The following is an 18,038-nucleotide window of genomic DNA, read 5'->3' on the forward strand; positions in this document are numbered from 1 at the left end:
TGTCTCCTTTTTTGTTTGGTTGTCAATTTATGTTAGTGATTTTACTCATCTACAGAAGGTAACTTATTTGAAGAAATTGAAAGGGTCTTGCTAAAAAATCTATCTAGGGATAAAGGGAGATTTGGTCATTCCCAAGATCCTACTACATCATCAAGTATTCAAAGGTTTAAAAAGGTAGCTGAAAAAACAAATTGCATTTTTTCATCGAGAGCAAAGATTTGGGGAAGCTATAACTTTGTTGAGGACTTATCGCTAGAAGAAAACCTTGAGAACAATTTGAAACTATTAAAGCGTTTCAATAGAGTTGCTCCTTGTGAAGGGCTCGATGGATTTGTTATTGAAGTTTATGGTAAAGAGTATGGAGATCGATTAGATAATTTATCTAAAACGTTAAGACGAGTTTTGACATATCTAAGTGATAAAGATCCAGCAAAGATTCATTGCATGAATCAAAATATTCTCAGATCGGATTGGCGATTTTCTTTTGGTGGTCAAACTTTTTTCGTTACTACATTTGCTCCATGTTATCCTAAGAAACATCCTAGGTATTCACACAACCCATTTTCTACGTTCGTGCTTTTACAACCAGAGTTTTCTTTTGATCATAATGGTATTCATGCTGGGAATCCTAAGCGTGAGTTAATAAAAGAAAAGATTAGAAGCAAATTCAGAGAGAACGGATCTGAATATAATATTGACTTAGTAAGGCAGCCGTTAGAAGTCTATAAGTATGTAAAACCTATAAATATTGATGATGTACCTGTAAGATGGTGGGAAGAAAAGTGATGCAAGGAATGTAAACTTCCAATTAATTAAATATGTAGTGCCCACGATCTAGATTAAACTAGCATCGTGGGGGAATAAAAGATAAGGGAGGGAGCGATATGCTCATCGTCGAGCATCTACATTTAACACGCTATACGATGGGTCTTTTTCCGTTTTTTTATGACAAACATTTGTGGACGAAAGCGTTAGAGGAAGATGGAGAAATTGTTGTGAAACAAAGTCCGATGGACATTATTGAACAAAGTTGTTTGTACTATGGCGCTAGTTTAAGAGGAAGGAAAGATGGATCAAAACATATTATTGGCACTTCGCATAAAGCACCCATTGCAGTCGAACCAACGAACGAAATTTTCTTTTTTCCAACGATCTCCCCAACGAATCCTCAATGTATATGGCTATCGCATTTACATATTCGTCATCATGAGCATGTTCAAGGTGGAAAAACACGCATTACTTTTTCAAACGGGACGAGCGTCGAGCTATGTATTTCCCATCATTCATTTGTGAACCAATTGCATCGCACAGCTCAGTTGCGGACAAAGATGAGCGAACGAATCGAAGCGCGCGAACGAAAAATGATGTATTTGTTATATTTGCGGGAAAGGGAATTGTCGTAGTAGTTTTCTCTTTTCCTCTAAACTTGTACAATATAAACATGAGCACGTAGCAAAGGGGTTACTGTATGAGTTTAGAGGAATTAAAACAATGGTTTACGATCAAACATATGCTTGACATGTTAGCGGAATATCGTTCATTTGGCGTTATTCCGGGCATCGTCTTGCCGATGGCAGAGGCGTTTTTACCGTTTTTGCCGCTTTTCGTTTTTGTCATGGCAAACGCGGCGGCATTCGGTCTTTGGAAAGGGTTTTTCATCTCATGGATTGGAACGAGCGCAGGCTCACTGCTCGTCTTTTTTCTCGTTCGAAAAATCGGGAGACAACGATTTTTCTCTTTTTTACATCGCCATCCGACCATTCGCCGCATGATGCATTGGATTGAGCGTCGCGGCTTTGGGCCGCTCTTTTTACTGCTTTGTTTCCCATTTACACCATCCGCGGCAGTGAATGTCGTGGCAGGATTATCAGGTATTGCGATGCAGCAATATATGCTTGCCGTGTTGCTCGGAAAAATGGTGATGGTGTTTACGATTAGTTTTATCGGCTATGACGTTGTCGCTTTAATTCGTCAACCGATGCGCACCGTATTTGTCGCAGCCGCTATTTTTCTTCTTTGGTACGTCGGAAAAAAAGTCGAGCAACGTTTCGCATTGCACGATGGAAAATAAGAAAGGATGAACAATATGTCTGTACGTTTTATCATCGGGCGGTCGGGAAGCGGAAAAACGACGATGTGTTTAACAGAAATGATCGAACAACTTGCGCATGAACCCGATGGCGATCCGATTATTTATCTCGTTCCTGAACAAATGACGTTTCAATCGGAATATGCTCTTATGAACGCAAACGTCAAAGGAATGATTCGCGCACAAGTGTTTAGTTTCACGCGCCTCGCTTGGCGCGTCTTGCAAGAGACAGGCGGCATGAGCCGCCATCATTTAACGCAAACAGGCGTACATATGTTGCTAAGGAAAATTGTTGAACAACAAAAAGAACAGTTAAAGCTGTTTCGAAAAGCAGCCGACAAACGCGGCTTTATTGAACAACTTGAACAAATGTTGACGGAATATAAACGATATTGTGTGACGCCAGCAGCATTAAAACAAACGGAAGAAGAGCTGCGCCGTCATGCGACCGCAAACGAAATGGTACTTGCTGATAAATTAAAAGATACAGCGATGATTTTTGAGCAATTTGAACAACAGATGGCACATCATTATGTCGATTCAGAAGATTATTTGCGCCTGCTTGCGGAAAAAATTCGCCATTCTTCCTATATGAAACGTGCGCGCATTTACATGGACGGCTTTTATGAATTTACCCCGCAAGAATATATGGTGATTGAACAGTTGTTTATTCATTGCCCACATGTGACGGTTGCGCTTACGTTAGACGCTCCGTATGAACAACTACCAAACGATTTGCACGTATTTCGTAGCACGTGGCGAACGTATGCCCAACTGCGCGAAATGGCGCTACAAAATGGAGTGGCGATTGAAAAAGTAGAACAACTTCATGAAAACGTCCGCCACAAACATGAAGAGCTTCGCCATCTTGAAGCACATTACGATGATCGTCCTGTACGTGTATGGCCAAAACAAACGGAAGCGATTGTCATTGGAGAAGCGACCACTCGCCGAGCAGAAATGGAAGGCATTGCTCGTGAAATCATTCGGCTTGTGCGCGATGAAGGATATCGCTATCGTGACATCGCTTTGCTCATTCGCAACGTTTCAGACTATCGCGACGTGTTAAAAACGGTATTTGCAGATTATCGCATTCCGTATTTTATTGATGAAAAAGAACCGATGCTTGATCATCCGTTCATTGAATGTTTGCGCGCAAGCATCGAAGCAGTACGGACGAACTTTCGTTACGAAGCGGTATTTCGTGCTGTGAAAACCGACTTGTTTTTTTCGTTTGATGAGCCGATACATGAGATGCGCATGGCGATCGATCAACTGGAAAACTATGTGCTCGCTTCGGGCGTACAAGGAGACAAATGGACAGAACATTGGACGTATCGCAAGTATAAAGGGCTCGAAGGGATCCATGCGCCACAAACAGATGAAGAAAAACGATATGAGCAACAATTAAATGAATGGCGCAAGCTTGTTATTTCTCCGTTGTTGTTTTTACAAAAGCGGTTAAAACAAGCAAAGACAGGACGTGAACAATGCGAAGCGCTATATGCATACGCAGAACAACTTCACATTCCACAAAAGCTGCAACGATGGCGCGATGAAGCGGAAGAGAGAGGCGACTTGTCCGCTATGCGTCACCATGAGCAAGTATGGCAAGCGTTTATTCATTTGCTTGATGAATATGTGGAAATATTAGGCGATGAATCTCTTTCACTCGAAACGTTTTTTACCATTATTGAAACGGGATTAGAAAGTTTGCAGTTTTCTCTCGTGCCACCGGCAACCGACCAAGTGTTAATTGCTCATTTTGATCGTTCCCGCCTTTCCAACATTCGCTGTACGTTTCTTGTCGGGGTGAACGAAGGCATTATTCCGATGCGCAAAAACGATGATGGGATGTTGTCGGAAGTGGATCGCGAATTGTTGCATCATTATTCCGTACGCGTTGCCCCAGCGAGCCGCGATCGATTGCTTGATGAGCCGTTTTTACTTTATTTAGCGCTCGTTAGCCCGTCTGAACGTTTATATGTTACGTATGCGCTAGCTGATGAGCAAGAAAAAACGTTGTTGCCATCGATGTTTATCAAACGGTTAACGGATATGTTCCCGCATGTGAAAAAAATGCAATGGGGAGCCGATCCGTTTTTCCTTCCGCCTCACGAACAATTGTCATATATGACAAACGATATCGCCACGCTCGGCCCGTTAGTGCAGCAACTTGAAGCGTGGAAGCGACAATACACTATCGCTCCGATGTGGTGGGATGTATACAACACCTACGTGCAACATGAGCAATGGAAAGAACGAATCGCGGTCGTTGTGCGGGCGTTATTTTATGAAAACCGCGCAAAACAGTTACGTAAGCAGTTGGCGAAAGAGCTATATGGAAAAAAAGTGAAAGCGAGCATTTCGCGTATGGAGACGTTTAACCGTTGTCCGTTCGCTCATTTTGCCGCGCACGGTTTAAAGTTAAAAGAACGGACGGTCTTTCAATTTAAGGCGCCAGATATGGGTCAGCTGTTTCATGAAGCGTTAAAAGTGATCGCAAATCGCTTGCGGGAAGAACGGCTACCGTGGAGTGAATTATCAAAACAACAATGCGAACAGTTGTCATATGAAGCGGTCGAGCAAATTGCTCCATACATTCAACAAGAAGTGTTGTTAAGCACGCACCGTTATCGATATATGAAGAAAAAGTTACAGACGATTATGACGAAAGCGACGACCGTATTAAGCGAACATGCGAAAAGAAGCGGATTTGTACCGATTGGCGTTGAATTAGGGTTTGGTGAAGGGGAGTTGCTCCCGCCGCTTTCGTTTACATTATCGGACGGGACGATGTTGCAGTTTGTCGGGCGCATCGACCGCGTCGACCAAGCAACGAGCGAACAAGGTGTACTTCTTCGCATTATTGACTATAAATCGAAACAAAAGACGCTTGATTTAACGGAAGTATATTACGGTTTAGCGTTACAAATGTTAGCGTATTTAGATGTCGTGCTTGAGTATGCGGAAAAGCTCGTTGGCACATCGGCGTTTCCAGCAGGGGTGTTGTACTTTCCGATTCATAACCCGACGATGAAACTGAATGAATGGCTTGAAGAACACGAGCTAGAGAAAAAGTTTTTAGAACAGTTTAAAATGGGTGGCTACGTATTAGCCGACGAACAAACGGTGCGGCTGATGGATGAACAAGTAGAGCCGGGAACGAGTTCTCTCGTTATTCCTGTTCGTTTCAATAAAAATGGAACGTTTGCGCAACATTCAAAAGTGTTAACAGAGCAACAATTTACGATGTTAAGGCAACATGTGCGCCGTCTAATCGTCGATGTAGGTGAACAAATGATCGACGGCGTGACGCATATTGCACCGTACAAACAGAAAAATAAAACAGCTTGTCAATATTGTGAGTTTCGCGATGTGTGCCAATTTGACGAAGGGGTCGATGCGGAACAATATCGCGTGTTCAAACCGAAAAATAATATAGACGAATGGTTAAAGGGGTGATCGTGTGATTCCGCGAAAACCACGAGAAAGTCAATGGACGGATGAACAATGGAAAGCGATTTATGCCACAGGTCAACATACGCTCGTTGCCGCCGCCGCAGGTTCAGGAAAAACAGCGGTGCTTGTCGAGCGCATTATTCAAAAAATATTGCATAAAGAGCGGCCGATCGATGTCGATCGGTTGCTTGTTGTGACGTTTACGAATGCGGCAGCAGCAGAAATGCGCCAGCGTATCGGAGAAGCGTTAGAGAGAGCGCTCGAAAACGAACCGCACTCGCTTCATTTGCGCAGGCAACTCAGTCTTTTGCAAAAAGCGTCTATTTCCACGATTCACTCGTTTTGTTTAGATGTCATTCGCAAATATTATTACATGATCGGCATTGATCCGGTGTTTCGCATCGCGGATGAAGGGGAGATGGCGCTATTAAAAGAAGAAGTGTTAGAAACGTTATTTGAACAATATTATGCGGAAAACGATGAAGCGTTTTTAGCTGTTGTTGACAAATATACGAGCGATCGGACAGATGCGGATTTGCAAACGCTTATTTTACGGCTATATGAATTTTCTCGTTCGCATCCAAACCCGAACGAATGGTTACAACAAATCGTTCATATGTACGATGTCGAAGAAGGTGCACGCGTCGACGATTTACCGTATGCACATTACCTTTTTCAAGCGGTTGATTTGGCGCTAGAGACAGCGGAACAACGATTGGCGCAAGCGTTGCAAAAAACGAAAGAGCCAGGTGGACCGGATTATTTGCATGCAACGCTCGTTAGCGATCAACAAGTTATTGCCAAGCTCAAAGAGGCGCGTGCTGAATCGTGGCAAAAGCTACATGAAACGATGAAAAACGTATCGTTTGCGACGGCAAAAAGAAAGCCGAAAGACGGGACATATGATGAACAATTGATTGATGAGGTAAAAAAACTGCGCGAGCAAGTGAAAAAAGAAATAAACAGTGTAACAGAAGAACTGTTTTCGTTTCAACCCGCGACATACGTGCGCCATTTGCGCGAGATGAAGCCGATGGTTGCTACGATCATACAAATGGTGCAACGGTTTGCCGATCTATTGCAAGCGAAAAAAGACGAAAAAGGGATCGTTGATTTTTCAGACTTAGAACATTATTGTTTACACATTTTACGCGATCGTTCTGCGGAACATGAGTTCAAGCCGTCGGAAGCGGCTCTTTATTATCGAGCGCAATTTGCCGAAGTGCTCGTCGACGAATACCAAGATACAAATATGGTGCAAGAGTCTATTTTACGGCTCGTATGTAACGACGATGAAGCGACAGGCAATTTGTTTATGGTCGGCGATGTGAAGCAATCGATTTACGGCTTTCGTCTTGCGGAACCGTCGCTTTTTTTACAAAAATATGATCGGTTTACGAAAGACGGCGAGGGCGGATTGCGCATTGATTTAGCGAAAAACTTTCGCAGCCGAAAAGAAATATTAGATGGAACGAACTTTATTTTCCGACAACTCATGACGGAAACGGTCGGGGACATGCGTTATGACGATGACGCGGCTCTTCGCTTTGGCGCGCGCGATTATCCGGAAAAACAAGTGCCAGTCGAATGTGTGTGGATTAATGAAGCAAAAGAAGAAAGCGACGAAGAAGAACAAGAAGATGTGACAGCCGTTCAGCTTGAAGCGAGATGGATCGCGAAAAAAATCAAACAACTGCTTGCCGAGCCGTTTTTCGTTTACGACCGTCGCTTAAAAGGAGAACGGCGTCTCATGTATCGCGACATCGTCATTTTATGTCGCTCGATGTCGTCTGCTTCAGCGATGTTAGAAGAATTTCGGAAGCAAAACGTTCCGGTATATGCCGAGTTGTCGACAGGTTACTTTTCAGCGACCGAAGTGTCAATTATGTTATCGCTTTTGAAAGTGATTGACAATCCGTATCAAGACATTCCGCTTGCAGCGGTGCTTCGCTCACCGATTGTTGGATTGGACGAAAATGAGTTGGCGCGCATTCGTTTGGCGAAAAAAGACGGGGCATTTTATGAGGCGTTGCTTGCTTTTGTCGAGCAATCACAAGATGATGAGCTTTATGAAAAAGTGAAACGTTGGCTTTCGTATTTATCGGAGTGGCGTACAGCCGCAAGACAAAAGCCGCTTGCTGACTTCATTTGGCAATTGTATCGTGATACAAACTTTTACGACTACGTCGGCGGAATGCCGGGAGGAAAACAGCGGCAAGCGAATTTACGCGCGTTGTATGATCGCGCAAAACAATATGAAAAAACGTCGTTTCGTGGCATTTTTCGCTTTTTACGTTTTATTGAACGGCTAAAAGAGCGCGAGGACGATTTTGGAGCGGCGCGTTCGCTCACAGAACAAGAAGATGTTGTGCGCATGATGACGATTCATAAAAGTAAAGGGCTTGAGTTCCCGATCGTCTTTTTAGCAGGTGCTGCAAAACGATTTAACACGAAAGATTTGCGCGGCGACTACATATTAGATAAAGATTTCGGGTTAGGGATGCGCTATGTTCATCCGACGTGGCGGGCAAGCTATCCGACGATCGCGCAGCTAGCGATCAAGAAAAAAATGAAACTGCACATGCTTGCGGAAGAAATGCGCATTTTATACGTCGCGCTGACGCGTGCAAAAGAAAAGTTATATATCGTATCGACGGTAAAGGATATCGAAGCGGAAAAGAAAAAATGGCAAGAAGTCACTTATACATCCACGTGGGAACTTCCTGCGTATGTCATTGAAAAGGCAAAAAGCTATGCGGATTGGCTCGGTTATGCCCTCATCCGTCATCCACAAAGCGTTTGTCCGTCGAAAACGGTGCTTCACGATGCATCGCTATGGGAGATGCACGTTGTGTCGGCGCATGCGCTTGAGCAAGAAGATGAGCAAGCAAATGAGCATCGTGACATCGTTGAAGCGATTCAACAACTGCAACCTGTGGCGATTAAAAGCGAATATGAAGAAGAAGTCAAGCGCCGCCTTTCTTGGACGTATACGTATGCGAGCGCAACGACGTTAAGGGCGAAACAAAGTGTATCGGAATTAAAACGACAACGCGACATATACGGTGGACATGCCGAACAGCCGTTTCGAAAAGAGATCGTTGAACGGCCGCGCTTTTTGCAAGCGAAAACGATGACGCCAGCCGAACGAGGAACGATTATGCATCTTGTGATGCAACATATTGACGTAACAAAAGAAGTGACTGCTCATGAGGTGCAGGAGCAAATCGCGCGCATGATAAACGGAGAATGGCTCACCGAAGAGCAGGCGAAAGCGGTTGATATAGAAAGCATCGTTGCCTTTTTCCACACTCCGATCGGCAAGCGAATGCAACGTGCGAAGCGACTTGAACGGGAAGTGCCGTTTTATTTGGCGCACGAGATGGAGGGGGAAACGGTGATCGTTCAAGGAGTCATTGACTGCGTATTTGAAGATGAATACGGGCTCGTTTTAATTGACTATAAAACAGATCGCGTATCGTGGATGAATGACCCACAGGAACAACTAAAGCGACGATATGAAGGGCAATTAGCGTTATATCGTGAGGCGATCGAAGCGATTTGGAAAAAGAAAGTAACCGAAACTTACGTGTACGCTTTTGACGGTGCGCTACTTGTAGCGATGGGAGGGGATTAATTTGCGTATTTTGCATACGGCTGATTGGCATTTAGGGAAAACGCTTGAAGGGCGAAGCCGCTTGAGCGAGCAAGAAGCGGTGATCGATGAAATAGTAGAAATCGTACAGAAGGAAAACATCGATGTCGTATTGCTTGCTGGCGATGCGTTTGATACAGTCAATCCGCCTGCTGATGCGGAAAAGCTTTTTTATGAATCGCTTTCACGTTTGAGCGATCACGGAAAACGTCACGTTGTTGTCATTGCGGGAAACCACGATCACCCGGGTCGTTTAAGTGCGGCCGCTCCGATTGCCGCAAAACATGCGATTACGTTGTTAGGATTTCCAACGGATGTTGTGCAGCGCTTGTATGTTCCATCAGCTGATGAAATATTAATCGTTGCGGCGCTTCCGTATCCGTCAGAGTCGCGCTTGAACGAATTGCTTTCCGACGAATGCGATGAAACGTTGTTGCGCGCACGATATGATGAACGCATTCGCGCCATTTTTGCAAAAATGAATGCATCATTTCAAGAAGATGCCGTCAATATTGCAATGAGTCATTTATATGTCGCTGGAGGGGCAACGTGCGATTCCGAGCGCCCGATTGAGCTCGGCGGAGCATATACGGTGTCGCCAGCAAGCTTCCCTCAGCGTGCGCAATATGTCGCACTCGGTCATTTGCACCGTCCTCAAGATGTGAAACATGCGGTGATGCCGGCGCGCTATTCCGGCTCACCGCTCGCCTACAGTTTTTCCGAAGCAGGATACAGCAAGTCGGTGACGATCGTTGACGTGCAGCCGCGCTCTGCTCCTGCCATTTCAGAATGTTGGCTTTCCAAAGGGCGTCCGCTTGTCAAATGGAAAGCGACAGAAGGGTTAGCGCAAGTGTATCGTTGGATTGAGGAAGGGCGCGATCGCGGGGCGTGGATTGATTTAGAAATTGATGTCGAGCAATCGTTAACGTTAGAAGAAACACATCGGTTGCGTAAATTGTATGACGGATTTGTTCATATTCGCCCGAATTACTTAAAAAAGGACGATGTTGTGCGTGAAGTGCGCACCGATGTTCCGATTGAAACGTTGTTTACGCGTTTTTATGAACGGCAAACAGGCGGGGGAAAGCCGTCTGAAGAGCTCGTTCAACTATTTTTGCAGCTCGTTGCTGAGGAGGATGAACGATGAAACCGATTCGTTTAACGATTGCAGGGTTGCATAGTTTTCGCCAGAAGGAAACGATTGATTTCGAACGGCTATGCGAAGGGGGATTGTTTGGCATTTTCGGTCCGACAGGAAGCGGAAAGTCGTCGATTTTAGATGCGATGACGCTCGCGTTATACGGAAATGTCGAACGCGCGGCAAATCAGACGAACGGAATTATGAACCATGCGGAAAATGAACTATTCGTTTCGTTTACATTTGAATTACAACATGCGGAAGGAGTAAAGCGATATACGGTTGAGCGCTCGTTTAAGCGCGCGGATGCGCTGCGCATTCGTTCTGTCGTCAGCCGCTTCATCGAAGAAGGAAACGAGCGCGTCGTCATCGCAGATAAGACGCGTCTTGTTGATGAACAAGTAAAACAGTTGCTCGGTTTAGAAATGAAAGATTTTACAAGAGCTGTCGTTTTGCCGCAAGGAAAGTTTGCTGAATTTTTGTCGTTAAAAGGATCGGAGCGCCGTCAAATGCTTCAGCGCTTGTTTCATCTTGAACGATATGGCGACGAATTAAATAAAAAACTAAAAAATAAATTGGCAGACGCGTCCGCAAAGTTAGAGGCGATCAAAGGGGAGCAAGCTGGGCTTGGCGACGCTTCGAAAGAACAAGTCGAAAAGCAAAAGCAAGCGTTGACAGAAAGAAAAGAGGCGCTAGAGAGAGCGAAAAACGAGTTGCGCGACATTCACGAACGATACGAAAAAGAAAAACAATTATGGCAATGGCAATGCGAAAAAGAAAAAGTAGAACAACAGCTTGATGAGTGGAGAAAGCAAGAAGAACGGATGAAACAGCTTGAGCAGACGTATGAACGAAGCAAAGAAGCTGAACGTCTTGCTCCGTATATTGAACAAGTGGAACGAAGCGAAAAAGAAGTTGCGCATTGGCAACAAAAAGCAAAGGAACGAGATGCCCAATTACAGCAAGTGCGCACGATGTATGAACAAGCAAGTAAACAATATGAACAATGTCGTGCGAAAAAGAACGAAGAAGAACCGAAATCGTTGCAAAAACAAGAGCAGCTGAAACAAGCGCTACAAACGTTGGCGCTTATGCGGTCGCTTGAACAACAACAAGCAAAGCTACGCGCGAGTTTGCAAGAGATAGAGGAAAAAGAACAAGAAGCGCGCCTTCGCGTTGACATGTGCACGCAAGAATATACGACATGGAGTGCAAAACAAGCGGAATTAAAAAAACAATGGGAAGAGAAAAAAGTTGACGTGCATGTAAAAGAGCGTTTGGAACAAGCGGATGAAAAAAAGAAGCACATTCAATTGCAGCGGCAAGCGCTTGAAGAAATCGAAAAGGAAAAAGAAGAAAAACTGAAAACATATGAAGCGATGAAACAAACGTATGAACGAGAAATGAAACAAATGCAACAGCTGGAGGCGCGTCTAGCGGAAGAGTTTCGCCATGTGGAATGGTTGTATCATCGCGTCTGTGAGCGGGAAAAGCAAGCGATGGTGCTCGTCTATCAATGGAAAGAAGAAAAAAAGCAAATGGAGGCGGCACGTCTACATGATTTAGCGGCGACGTTAGCTGAACGCTTGCGCGATGGGGAAGCTTGTCCGGTTTGTGGTTCGACGCATCATCCAAATCGAGCAAAAAGACAACAAGTGGCGCTCGATGAACAATCGCTTGAACGGATCGACCGTTCTATTCAAATCGGAGAACAGCTCGTTGCGGCAATACAGCAAATAAAAATGCAAGTCGAACAGTTGTCTGAAATGATGGTACGCCACCCTTTGCCACAACGTGTCGATGCGGAAAAAGTGAAACGAGAAGTGGACGAAGCACCGCTTTCTTCTTTAAAAGAAATCGAAATCGAAGGGAAGGCGTTGCAACAAGATTATATCGCATGCCGCGATCGGATGTATCGCTATATCGAGAAATGGAACGAACAAAAACAAAAAGAGCAACAGTATGCATATCAAATGGAAACCGTTCGTCAACAAATGGCTGAACTAGAGAAAAAATGTGCAGAGCGACGCACGCGCATCGAACAAGAAAAAAAGGTGTGGCATGAGACGTATCCAGATGTATCGTTTGAACAAGTCGATGACATCGTTCGCAACCTTCGCAAGCGCGAACAGGAAGCCCAGCAGTTGCAACAGCGCATTGAAAAAAGCGTGACCGTACTAGATGATAAACGAGCTGAATTAGAGCGATGGAAAGAAACGTATCAAGAGGTCATAAAACAAAAAGCAGAATGGACAACTGAATGGAATATGCAACAGCAACAATATGAACAATATAAACAAACGCTGCCAGAAGGAATGGATGAGGAGTCTGTAAAACAACAGCTCATTCGTATAGAGGAAACGTTACAACGTGTCAAGCGGGAAGAAGAAGAGGCGTATGCCCGATGGATGTCATTACAACAACAACTGCATACGTTGCAAGCGGACAAACAAGCGGCAGATGTCGCTTTACAAGAAGGAGAGAAGCGAAAACAAGAAGTGGAACGAATGTTGGCAGAACAATTCCAAAAAACTGTTTTCAAAACGGTGGATGATGTGCTTGCGTCCCGCTTAGATGAACAAACGAAACAACAAATTGCTCATGACATTCAACAATATAAAGATATACTCATGAAGCTACAAAATGAATGGCAGCGGTTAAATGAGGCGATGCATGGCGTCGTCATGACGAAACAACAATGGGAAGAAACGATGCGCACGTACGAACAAATGAAGCAACAAGTGGACGAACATATGCGGCAACTCGGTTCACTTGAAGCGATCGTCGCTGATTTAGAAGCGAAACATGCGCGCTTTGAACAATTGCAACAAGAAAGAATGCAACTAGAAAAGCTCGTCGGTCAGTACGAGGAGTTACAAAAAGTGTTGCGCGGAAACAGCTTCGTTGAATTTATTGCGGAAGAACAGCTCGTTCATGTGACGCGCTATGCATCGGAACGGCTTGGAGAATTGACGAGACAGCGTTATGCGATTGAGCTAGATTCCGAAGGAGGTTTTGTCATTCGTGACGATGCAAACGGCGGTGTACGTCGTCCGGTGACGACGTTATCGGGAGGCGAAACGTTTTTAACATCCTTATCGTTAGCGTTAGCGCTATCGGCACAAATTCAGCTACGTGGGGAATATCCGTTGCAATTTTTCTTTTTAGATGAAGGATTCGGCACGCTTGACCAAGAGTTGTTAGATGTCGTCATGACCGCATTAGAACGATTGCGAGGAGAACATATGGCGATCGGGGTCATTAGCCACGTTCAAGAGTTGCATGCGCGCATGCCGAAACGGCTCATTGTAAAACCAGCAGAACCGTCTGGAAAAGGAACGACAGTCCAACTTGAAGTGATGTAAAGGAGACGGGCGATGAAAGGAATATGTGAACTTTGCGAGAGAGAAGATGTTGTGTTAACCGCTCATCATTTAACGCCAAAAGAGTATGGCGGAACAGAAACGGCAAAACTATGTGTCCCTTGCCATAAGCAAATTCACGCGTTATATACGAACGAGGAATTAGCGAGTCGGCTATATACGATCGAGCGGTTACAACATGATGAACGCATCGCGTCATTTATTCGGTGGATTCGAAAACAACCAGCTGATCGGTTGCCGAAAATAAAAAAGGCGAAGCGGCAAAAGCGTTAAGCATTGCCGGCAACGTTTTGATCGAGTACGTCGGAATCGAGCGTATTTGTTAAGCTAATGCCGTTGTTGGCGATAATAAAATTGCCTGTATTAAACGCGCCTGCGCCAGCGAATGTTTTCGATGATATTTTCGGTGAGACATATAACGTATCCCCTACTTGCATGACGGCGCCGCTAGCGACGAGGTTAATTTTAATCGGACCGACGAGAGCGGGCATGTTGTTCTCTCCTTTCTGTCAGCTGACGAATATGTTTCACTCGTGATTCCGCTTCTACATTTTTCGTGGAACCGATATGCACGACAGATGTAGAAGAAACCCCGATGATGCGAATGGAATGAACAGCGATGAGCGGGCAATCGTGCAACGTATGGCGACAAACGTGTTCATGATCAACAGGTGAGAGCGGAATCGGTTTTGTAAAGATCGGAAAGGCGAGCGGAAATTCGTTGCTGTCGACATATTCAAATTGTCTTTGAACGGCAAGCGCCCGCCCAGAAAGACGAATGTGTTGGCTGTCTCCAACTTGCACGACGGAACTAAAGACGACCGCGTTTGCTCTTAGTAAATGAACGACGGAAAGGCGGCTCATCGCTTTTCCTCATTTTTTTTATTGTTTTGTTTTTGTGGAAACGGACCGATAATTAACGATTCTGGCGGTGTGTCGAATGCGGAAGCTAGTTGAATCGTTTCGCTATCGCCGATTAAAACGAGCGAGGCGCTCGCCACTCCCCCGATGGCGATATGACCAACCGATAAATGATGATTCACAACTGTCATATTCATTCGTTCGTCTCCTCTCGTGGTAAATGTTTTAAAAACGTTTCAATTGAATGTTCAATATCTCGTTTTAAATAAGCGATAATGTTTTGTTGTAATTGTTCGTTTTCTGTTTCGCTTTCCCCATATTGTCGCAAATAAAAATGAATGCGATCATCAATTTGTCGAGCAATATCTTGTAATATAAATTGGCGATATGTTGGATCAAGTGACCGCTCATACGTTTGTTCGATGCGAGCGATGATGCGTTCTCCTTCTTCTTGTAAATATGAATGAACGGCCGTTTGAATGTTGCGGAAAAGCGGTGTCGGTTGTGGAATAATTGTTTGGCTTTTTGGAACCGCAAAATTTTCAATCGTATCTTCCCCAAACGTTGCAGGATTTAGACCGATATTTAACGTTCCTTCTAACGTTTCCACTTTTAGTTGATCAAAATGATATTCAATTTTTTCAATCGTTGTGCGCGGCTTTTTTTTTAACTGTTCGTATTGTTGTTGTAAATCATGTATCGCTTGTTCAAGCGATTGCATTTTTTGTTGTTGCCATTTTAAATATGCCTCGAGCTGTTTAAAGTAATCGTGCCACATGCGCGCTGCCTCCTTCTTTTTCGACCCGTTTATTTTCTAGTTTATGGCCGAGCCAAAAGAAGTAGCACTGTTTTATACAGGGGATTGAAGTGGGACGAACGGTCCTTCTTCCCCTTGAATATTGATTTTTGCTTCCGGAGCCGGTTCGGTAAATTGTCCCGTATTGCTTAATGTGGCGAGCGGTTGCACCTTTCCGGTCGTTCCGATTTGAAGGACGGATGAGTTCGTGAGCGAGCCGATTTTTAATTGATGAATGGAAATCGTTTGTTGAATATAAAAGTTCATTGTTCCACCTCGCTAGGCGTTTCCTGTAATATTGCTATCGGCAATATCACGGTCGTTCGTATTCGTGTTGCTATATTGGTTATAAATATGCAAGCCGTCTCCTGTATTAAATGAACCAGCGCCAGCAAATGTTTTCGCTACGCTGTATGGAGAGATGGCAAATACATCGCCGATATGAAACACGCCGCCGCTTCCGATGCTGTTAATTTGGACTGCTCCAACAATGGCAGGCATCGGCTATCCCTTGCTTTTTACGTTGCCATCCGCGATGTCTGGATCGATTGTATTTGTAAAGCTGATGAACGTATTCGTTTGTAAAAAGTCTCCTGTATTTCCGCCGCCAGCACCTGCGAGCGATTTAGATGAACTTTTTGGCGCAATTTGCAACGTATCGCCAAAATTGACGGTCGCGTCGCTACTGACGTTCGTAATTTTAATCGGACCTGCAATATAGGAAGGCATGGCCATCGTCCTTTCTCTCATTCTTTCCCTTATCCAATCATATGAAAACAACGAAAGAAATGTGCTCCACAAAAAGAAAGATATGTTATAATATTTCTGAAAAATGATAATTTTTAGATAAAAAATAAGGGGGATTGGGGATGAATGTGCCATTAGTATTAACGCATTTTTTAGATCGCGCCGTATCGCTTTATGGGGATAAAGTCGGCGTCATTAGCGAAGAAAAAACGTTGACGTATCGCGAGCTGTATGAACGTGTGAACCAATTGTCGCACGGGTTAAGCGATATCGGAGTAAAAAAAGGAGATCGTGTCGCTTATTTAGCCCCAAATACGTTAGAAATGCTTGAAGGGTTTTATGGGGTTTTTCAAACAGGAGCGATCATGGTACCGTTAAACATTCGTTTAAAGCCAGACGATTACGTATTTATTTTAAACCATAGCGAAAGCAAAGTGTTGTTTGTTGATGCGGAGCTATATCATTTAATTGCGCCAGTCAAAAACGAGTTGCAAACAGTTGAGCATGTTATCGTGCACGGCAAAACGGACGACATTGCTGAAATCGCTTACGATACATGGCTTGCTCAATATACGACAGAGCCGTTTGCTCGTCCGGATATCGATGAAAACGACGTATGTAGTTTGTTATATACGAGCGGAACGACGGGAAATCCAAAAGGGGTCATGTTGACCCATCGCAACAACTATTTGCATGCGTTAAGTACGATGCACCATTTACGCGTGTCGGATCGGGATGTATATTTGCATATTTTGCCGATGTTCCACGTAAACGGATGGGGGGCACCGTTTTACTATACAGCGAACGGAGCGACGCACGTTTGCTTGCGTAAAGCGATTCCTGAAGTCATTTTCGAATACGTCAATAAATATAAAGTGACCGTTATGCATATGGCGCCAACGGTGTTAAATACGCTGTTGCAATATTATGAGCAACATGTGCCAACAATTGAGCATGATGTGCGTGTCGTCATTGCAGGTTCTGCTCCGCCGCCAGCATTTGTCACGCGCGTTGAAAAAGAATTAGGTTGGGAGTTTATTCAAGTGTACGGCATGACGGAATCATCGCCATTAAGTACGGTGTCTACCGTCCGTTCACATTTGCAACATTTGCCGCTTAGCGATCAATATCGCATGAAAGCGAAAGCAGGTTATGCGATGATTGGCTGTGAAGTGAAAGTCGTCAATGAGCATGGGGAAGAAGTGCCGCGCGACGGAAAGTCGATCGGAGAAGTGATTGTGCGCAGCAATGGCGTAATGGCAGGATATTGGAAAAATCCAGAAGCGACAATGGAAACGATTCGTAACGGCTGGCTTCATACAGGAGATATGGCGACGATTGATGCGTACGGAAATATCGACATCGTCGATCGGAAAAAAGATATTATTATTAGCGGTGGGGAAAACATTTCATCCATTGAAGTCGAAGGGGTGTTGTACGAGCATCCTGCTGTGTTAGAGGCAGCAGTCATCGCAGTTCCACATGAAAAGTGGGGCGAAACACCGCATGCGTTCGTTGTCGTCAGACCGGGAAAAGAGGTGACGGAACAAGAGCTTATCGCCTTTTCGCGCGAAAAGCTTGCCCATTTTAAAGCAATTACAGGTGTAACATTTGTTCAAGAGTTACCAAAAACGGCATCAGGAAAAATACAAAAAGTACATTTACGCAACGAATATTGGCAATCACTTGGCAAGACAGGACGATACGTCAATTAATTAGGGAAAAGCCGCTGTCAATTGACAGCCGGCTTTTTTTCTTTTACGCTGAAATGGAAAAGGAGGTATTAAACAGTTGAAATAAATTTATAAAATTTCGTAAAAATCTATATACAATTGGCTCTTCACCAAAAGTCGTACTTGATTTTTTCATAACATACCTTATTTATACATCCAAGAAAGAACAGGAAA

The 18,038-nt window shown here is 44.3% G+C and carries 16 protein-coding genes; 9 read left to right on the plus strand and 7 right to left on the minus strand.

The window, feature by feature from the left end:
* Positions 1 to 87 precede the first annotated feature (87 nt).
* The 8 genes from V7Z64_RS05155 (at position 88) to V7Z64_RS05190 (ending at position 14,000) form a co-directional block, all read left to right on the plus strand.
* Positions 88 to 786, plus strand: coding sequence for a YqcI/YcgG family protein (locus V7Z64_RS05155; RefSeq protein ID WP_297987381.1), 699 nt, complete (start codon positions 88 to 90; stop codon positions 784 to 786).
* Positions 787 to 884: 98 nt separating this feature from the next.
* A complete protein-coding gene (locus V7Z64_RS05160) occupies positions 885 to 1,403 on the plus strand; it encodes a competence protein ComK (RefSeq protein ID WP_042534560.1) in 519 nt (172 codons plus the stop codon).
* A 65-nt stretch (positions 1,404 to 1,468) separates the two neighbouring features.
* Complete coding sequence (locus V7Z64_RS05165; RefSeq protein WP_171334750.1) at positions 1,469 to 2,071, plus strand: TVP38/TMEM64 family protein; 603 nt, start codon at positions 1,469 to 1,471, stop codon at positions 2,069 to 2,071.
* A 15-nt stretch (positions 2,072 to 2,086) separates the two neighbouring features.
* A complete protein-coding gene (gene addB / locus V7Z64_RS05170) occupies positions 2,087 to 5,554 on the plus strand; it encodes a helicase-exonuclease AddAB subunit AddB (protein ID WP_171334749.1) in 3,468 nt (1,155 codons plus the stop codon).
* Positions 5,555 to 5,558: 4 nt separating this feature from the next.
* On the plus strand, positions 5,559 to 9,188 hold the full coding sequence (gene addA, locus V7Z64_RS05175; RefSeq protein ID WP_042534553.1) for a helicase-exonuclease AddAB subunit AddA: 3,630 nt from the start codon (positions 5,559 to 5,561) through the stop codon (positions 9,186 to 9,188).
* Between the two features lies 1 nt (position 9,189).
* Positions 9,190 to 10,353, plus strand: a complete 1,164-nt coding sequence (locus V7Z64_RS05180; protein WP_042534551.1) for an exonuclease SbcCD subunit D — start codon at positions 9,190 to 9,192, stop codon at positions 10,351 to 10,353.
* Complete coding sequence (locus V7Z64_RS05185) at positions 10,350 to 13,709, plus strand: AAA family ATPase (RefSeq protein WP_297987378.1); 3,360 nt, start codon at positions 10,350 to 10,352, stop codon at positions 13,707 to 13,709. The genes V7Z64_RS05180 and V7Z64_RS05185 overlap by 4 nt, the downstream gene beginning before the upstream one ends.
* Positions 13,710 to 13,721: 12 nt before the next feature.
* On the plus strand, positions 13,722 to 14,000 hold the full coding sequence (locus V7Z64_RS05190) for an HNH endonuclease (RefSeq protein WP_297987376.1): 279 nt from the start codon (positions 13,722 to 13,724) through the stop codon (positions 13,998 to 14,000).
* Here V7Z64_RS05190 and V7Z64_RS05195 read toward each other — a convergent pair.
* The 7 genes from V7Z64_RS05195 to V7Z64_RS05225 all read right to left on the minus strand — a co-directional run bounded on the left by V7Z64_RS05195 (position 13,997) and on the right by V7Z64_RS05225 (position 16,113).
* The gene (locus V7Z64_RS05195; protein WP_075039251.1) at positions 13,997 to 14,218 is read right to left on the minus strand and encodes a spore germination protein; all 222 of its coding nucleotides are present in this window, start codon (positions 14,216 to 14,218) and stop codon (positions 13,997 to 13,999) included. The two genes, V7Z64_RS05190 and V7Z64_RS05195, sit on opposite strands and share 4 nt — an antisense overlap.
* Positions 14,193 to 14,591, minus strand: coding sequence for a spore germination protein GerPE (locus tag V7Z64_RS05200; RefSeq protein ID WP_297987372.1), 399 nt, complete (start codon positions 14,589 to 14,591; stop codon positions 14,193 to 14,195). Before V7Z64_RS05200 ends, V7Z64_RS05195 begins: the two co-directional genes overlap by 26 nt.
* Positions 14,588 to 14,785, minus strand: a complete 198-nt coding sequence (locus tag V7Z64_RS05205; protein WP_009361960.1) for a hypothetical protein — start codon at positions 14,783 to 14,785, stop codon at positions 14,588 to 14,590. The genes V7Z64_RS05200 and V7Z64_RS05205 overlap by 4 nt, the downstream gene beginning before the upstream one ends.
* The gene (locus tag V7Z64_RS05210; protein WP_297987369.1) at positions 14,782 to 15,366 is read right to left on the minus strand and encodes a spore germination protein GerPC; all 585 of its coding nucleotides are present in this window, start codon (positions 15,364 to 15,366) and stop codon (positions 14,782 to 14,784) included. Before V7Z64_RS05210 ends, V7Z64_RS05205 begins: the two co-directional genes overlap by 4 nt.
* A 72-nt stretch (positions 15,367 to 15,438) precedes the next feature.
* Complete coding sequence (locus V7Z64_RS05215; protein WP_035064814.1) at positions 15,439 to 15,651, minus strand: spore germination protein GerPB; 213 nt, start codon at positions 15,649 to 15,651, stop codon at positions 15,439 to 15,441.
* A gap of 12 nt (positions 15,652 to 15,663) precedes the next feature.
* A complete protein-coding gene (locus V7Z64_RS05220) occupies positions 15,664 to 15,885 on the minus strand; it encodes a spore germination protein (protein WP_009361957.1) in 222 nt (73 codons plus the stop codon).
* A 3-nt stretch (positions 15,886 to 15,888) separates the two neighbouring features.
* Entirely contained in the window at positions 15,889 to 16,113 is a 225-nt protein-coding gene (locus tag V7Z64_RS05225; RefSeq protein ID WP_009361956.1) for a spore germination protein, read from the minus strand.
* 140 nt (positions 16,114 to 16,253) lie between these two features.
* Here V7Z64_RS05225 and V7Z64_RS05230 point away from each other — a divergent pair, with 140 nt between their 5' ends.
* Positions 16,254 to 17,846 carry a long-chain-fatty-acid--CoA ligase gene (locus tag V7Z64_RS05230; protein ID WP_297987360.1) on the plus strand — a complete coding sequence of 531 codons (1,593 nt, stop codon included), beginning with the start codon at positions 16,254 to 16,256 and terminating at the stop codon, positions 17,844 to 17,846.
* The last annotated feature ends 192 nt before the right edge of the window (positions 17,847 to 18,038 follow it).

This window comes from Anoxybacillus sp. (assembly GCF_036834105.1).
Classification (GTDB): Bacteria; Bacillota; Bacilli; order Bacillales; family Anoxybacillaceae; genus Anoxybacillus.

Coding starts and splice junctions, on each gene's coding strand:
- V7Z64_RS05190 (WP_297987376.1), top strand. CDS start 13,722: ATGAAAGGAATATGTGAACTTTGCGAGAGAGAAGATGTTGTGTTAACC.
- addB (WP_171334749.1), top strand. CDS start 2,087: ATGTCTGTACGTTTTATCATCGGGCGGTCGGGAAGCGGAAAAACGACG.
- V7Z64_RS05195 (WP_075039251.1), bottom strand. CDS start 14,218: ATGCCCGCTCTCGTCGGTCCGATTAAAATTAACCTCGTCGCTAGCGGC.
- V7Z64_RS05220 (WP_009361957.1), bottom strand. CDS start 15,885: ATGCCTGCCATTGTTGGAGCAGTCCAAATTAACAGCATCGGAAGCGGC.
- V7Z64_RS05185 (WP_297987378.1), top strand. CDS start 10,350: ATGAAACCGATTCGTTTAACGATTGCAGGGTTGCATAGTTTTCGCCAG.
- V7Z64_RS05205 (WP_009361960.1), bottom strand. CDS start 14,785: ATGAATATGACAGTTGTGAATCATCATTTATCGGTTGGTCATATCGCC.
- V7Z64_RS05165 (WP_171334750.1), top strand. CDS start 1,469: ATGAGTTTAGAGGAATTAAAACAATGGTTTACGATCAAACATATGCTT.
- V7Z64_RS05160 (WP_042534560.1), top strand. CDS start 885: ATGCTCATCGTCGAGCATCTACATTTAACACGCTATACGATGGGTCTT.
- V7Z64_RS05225 (WP_009361956.1), bottom strand. CDS start 16,113: ATGCCTTCCTATATTGCAGGTCCGATTAAAATTACGAACGTCAGTAGC.
- V7Z64_RS05215 (WP_035064814.1), bottom strand. CDS start 15,651: ATGAACTTTTATATTCAACAAACGATTTCCATTCATCAATTAAAAATC.
- V7Z64_RS05230 (WP_297987360.1), top strand. CDS start 16,254: ATGAATGTGCCATTAGTATTAACGCATTTTTTAGATCGCGCCGTATCG.
- V7Z64_RS05210 (WP_297987369.1), bottom strand. CDS start 15,366: ATGTGGCACGATTACTTTAAACAGCTCGAGGCATATTTAAAATGGCAA.
- V7Z64_RS05200 (WP_297987372.1), bottom strand. CDS start 14,591: ATGAGCCGCCTTTCCGTCGTTCATTTACTAAGAGCAAACGCGGTCGTC.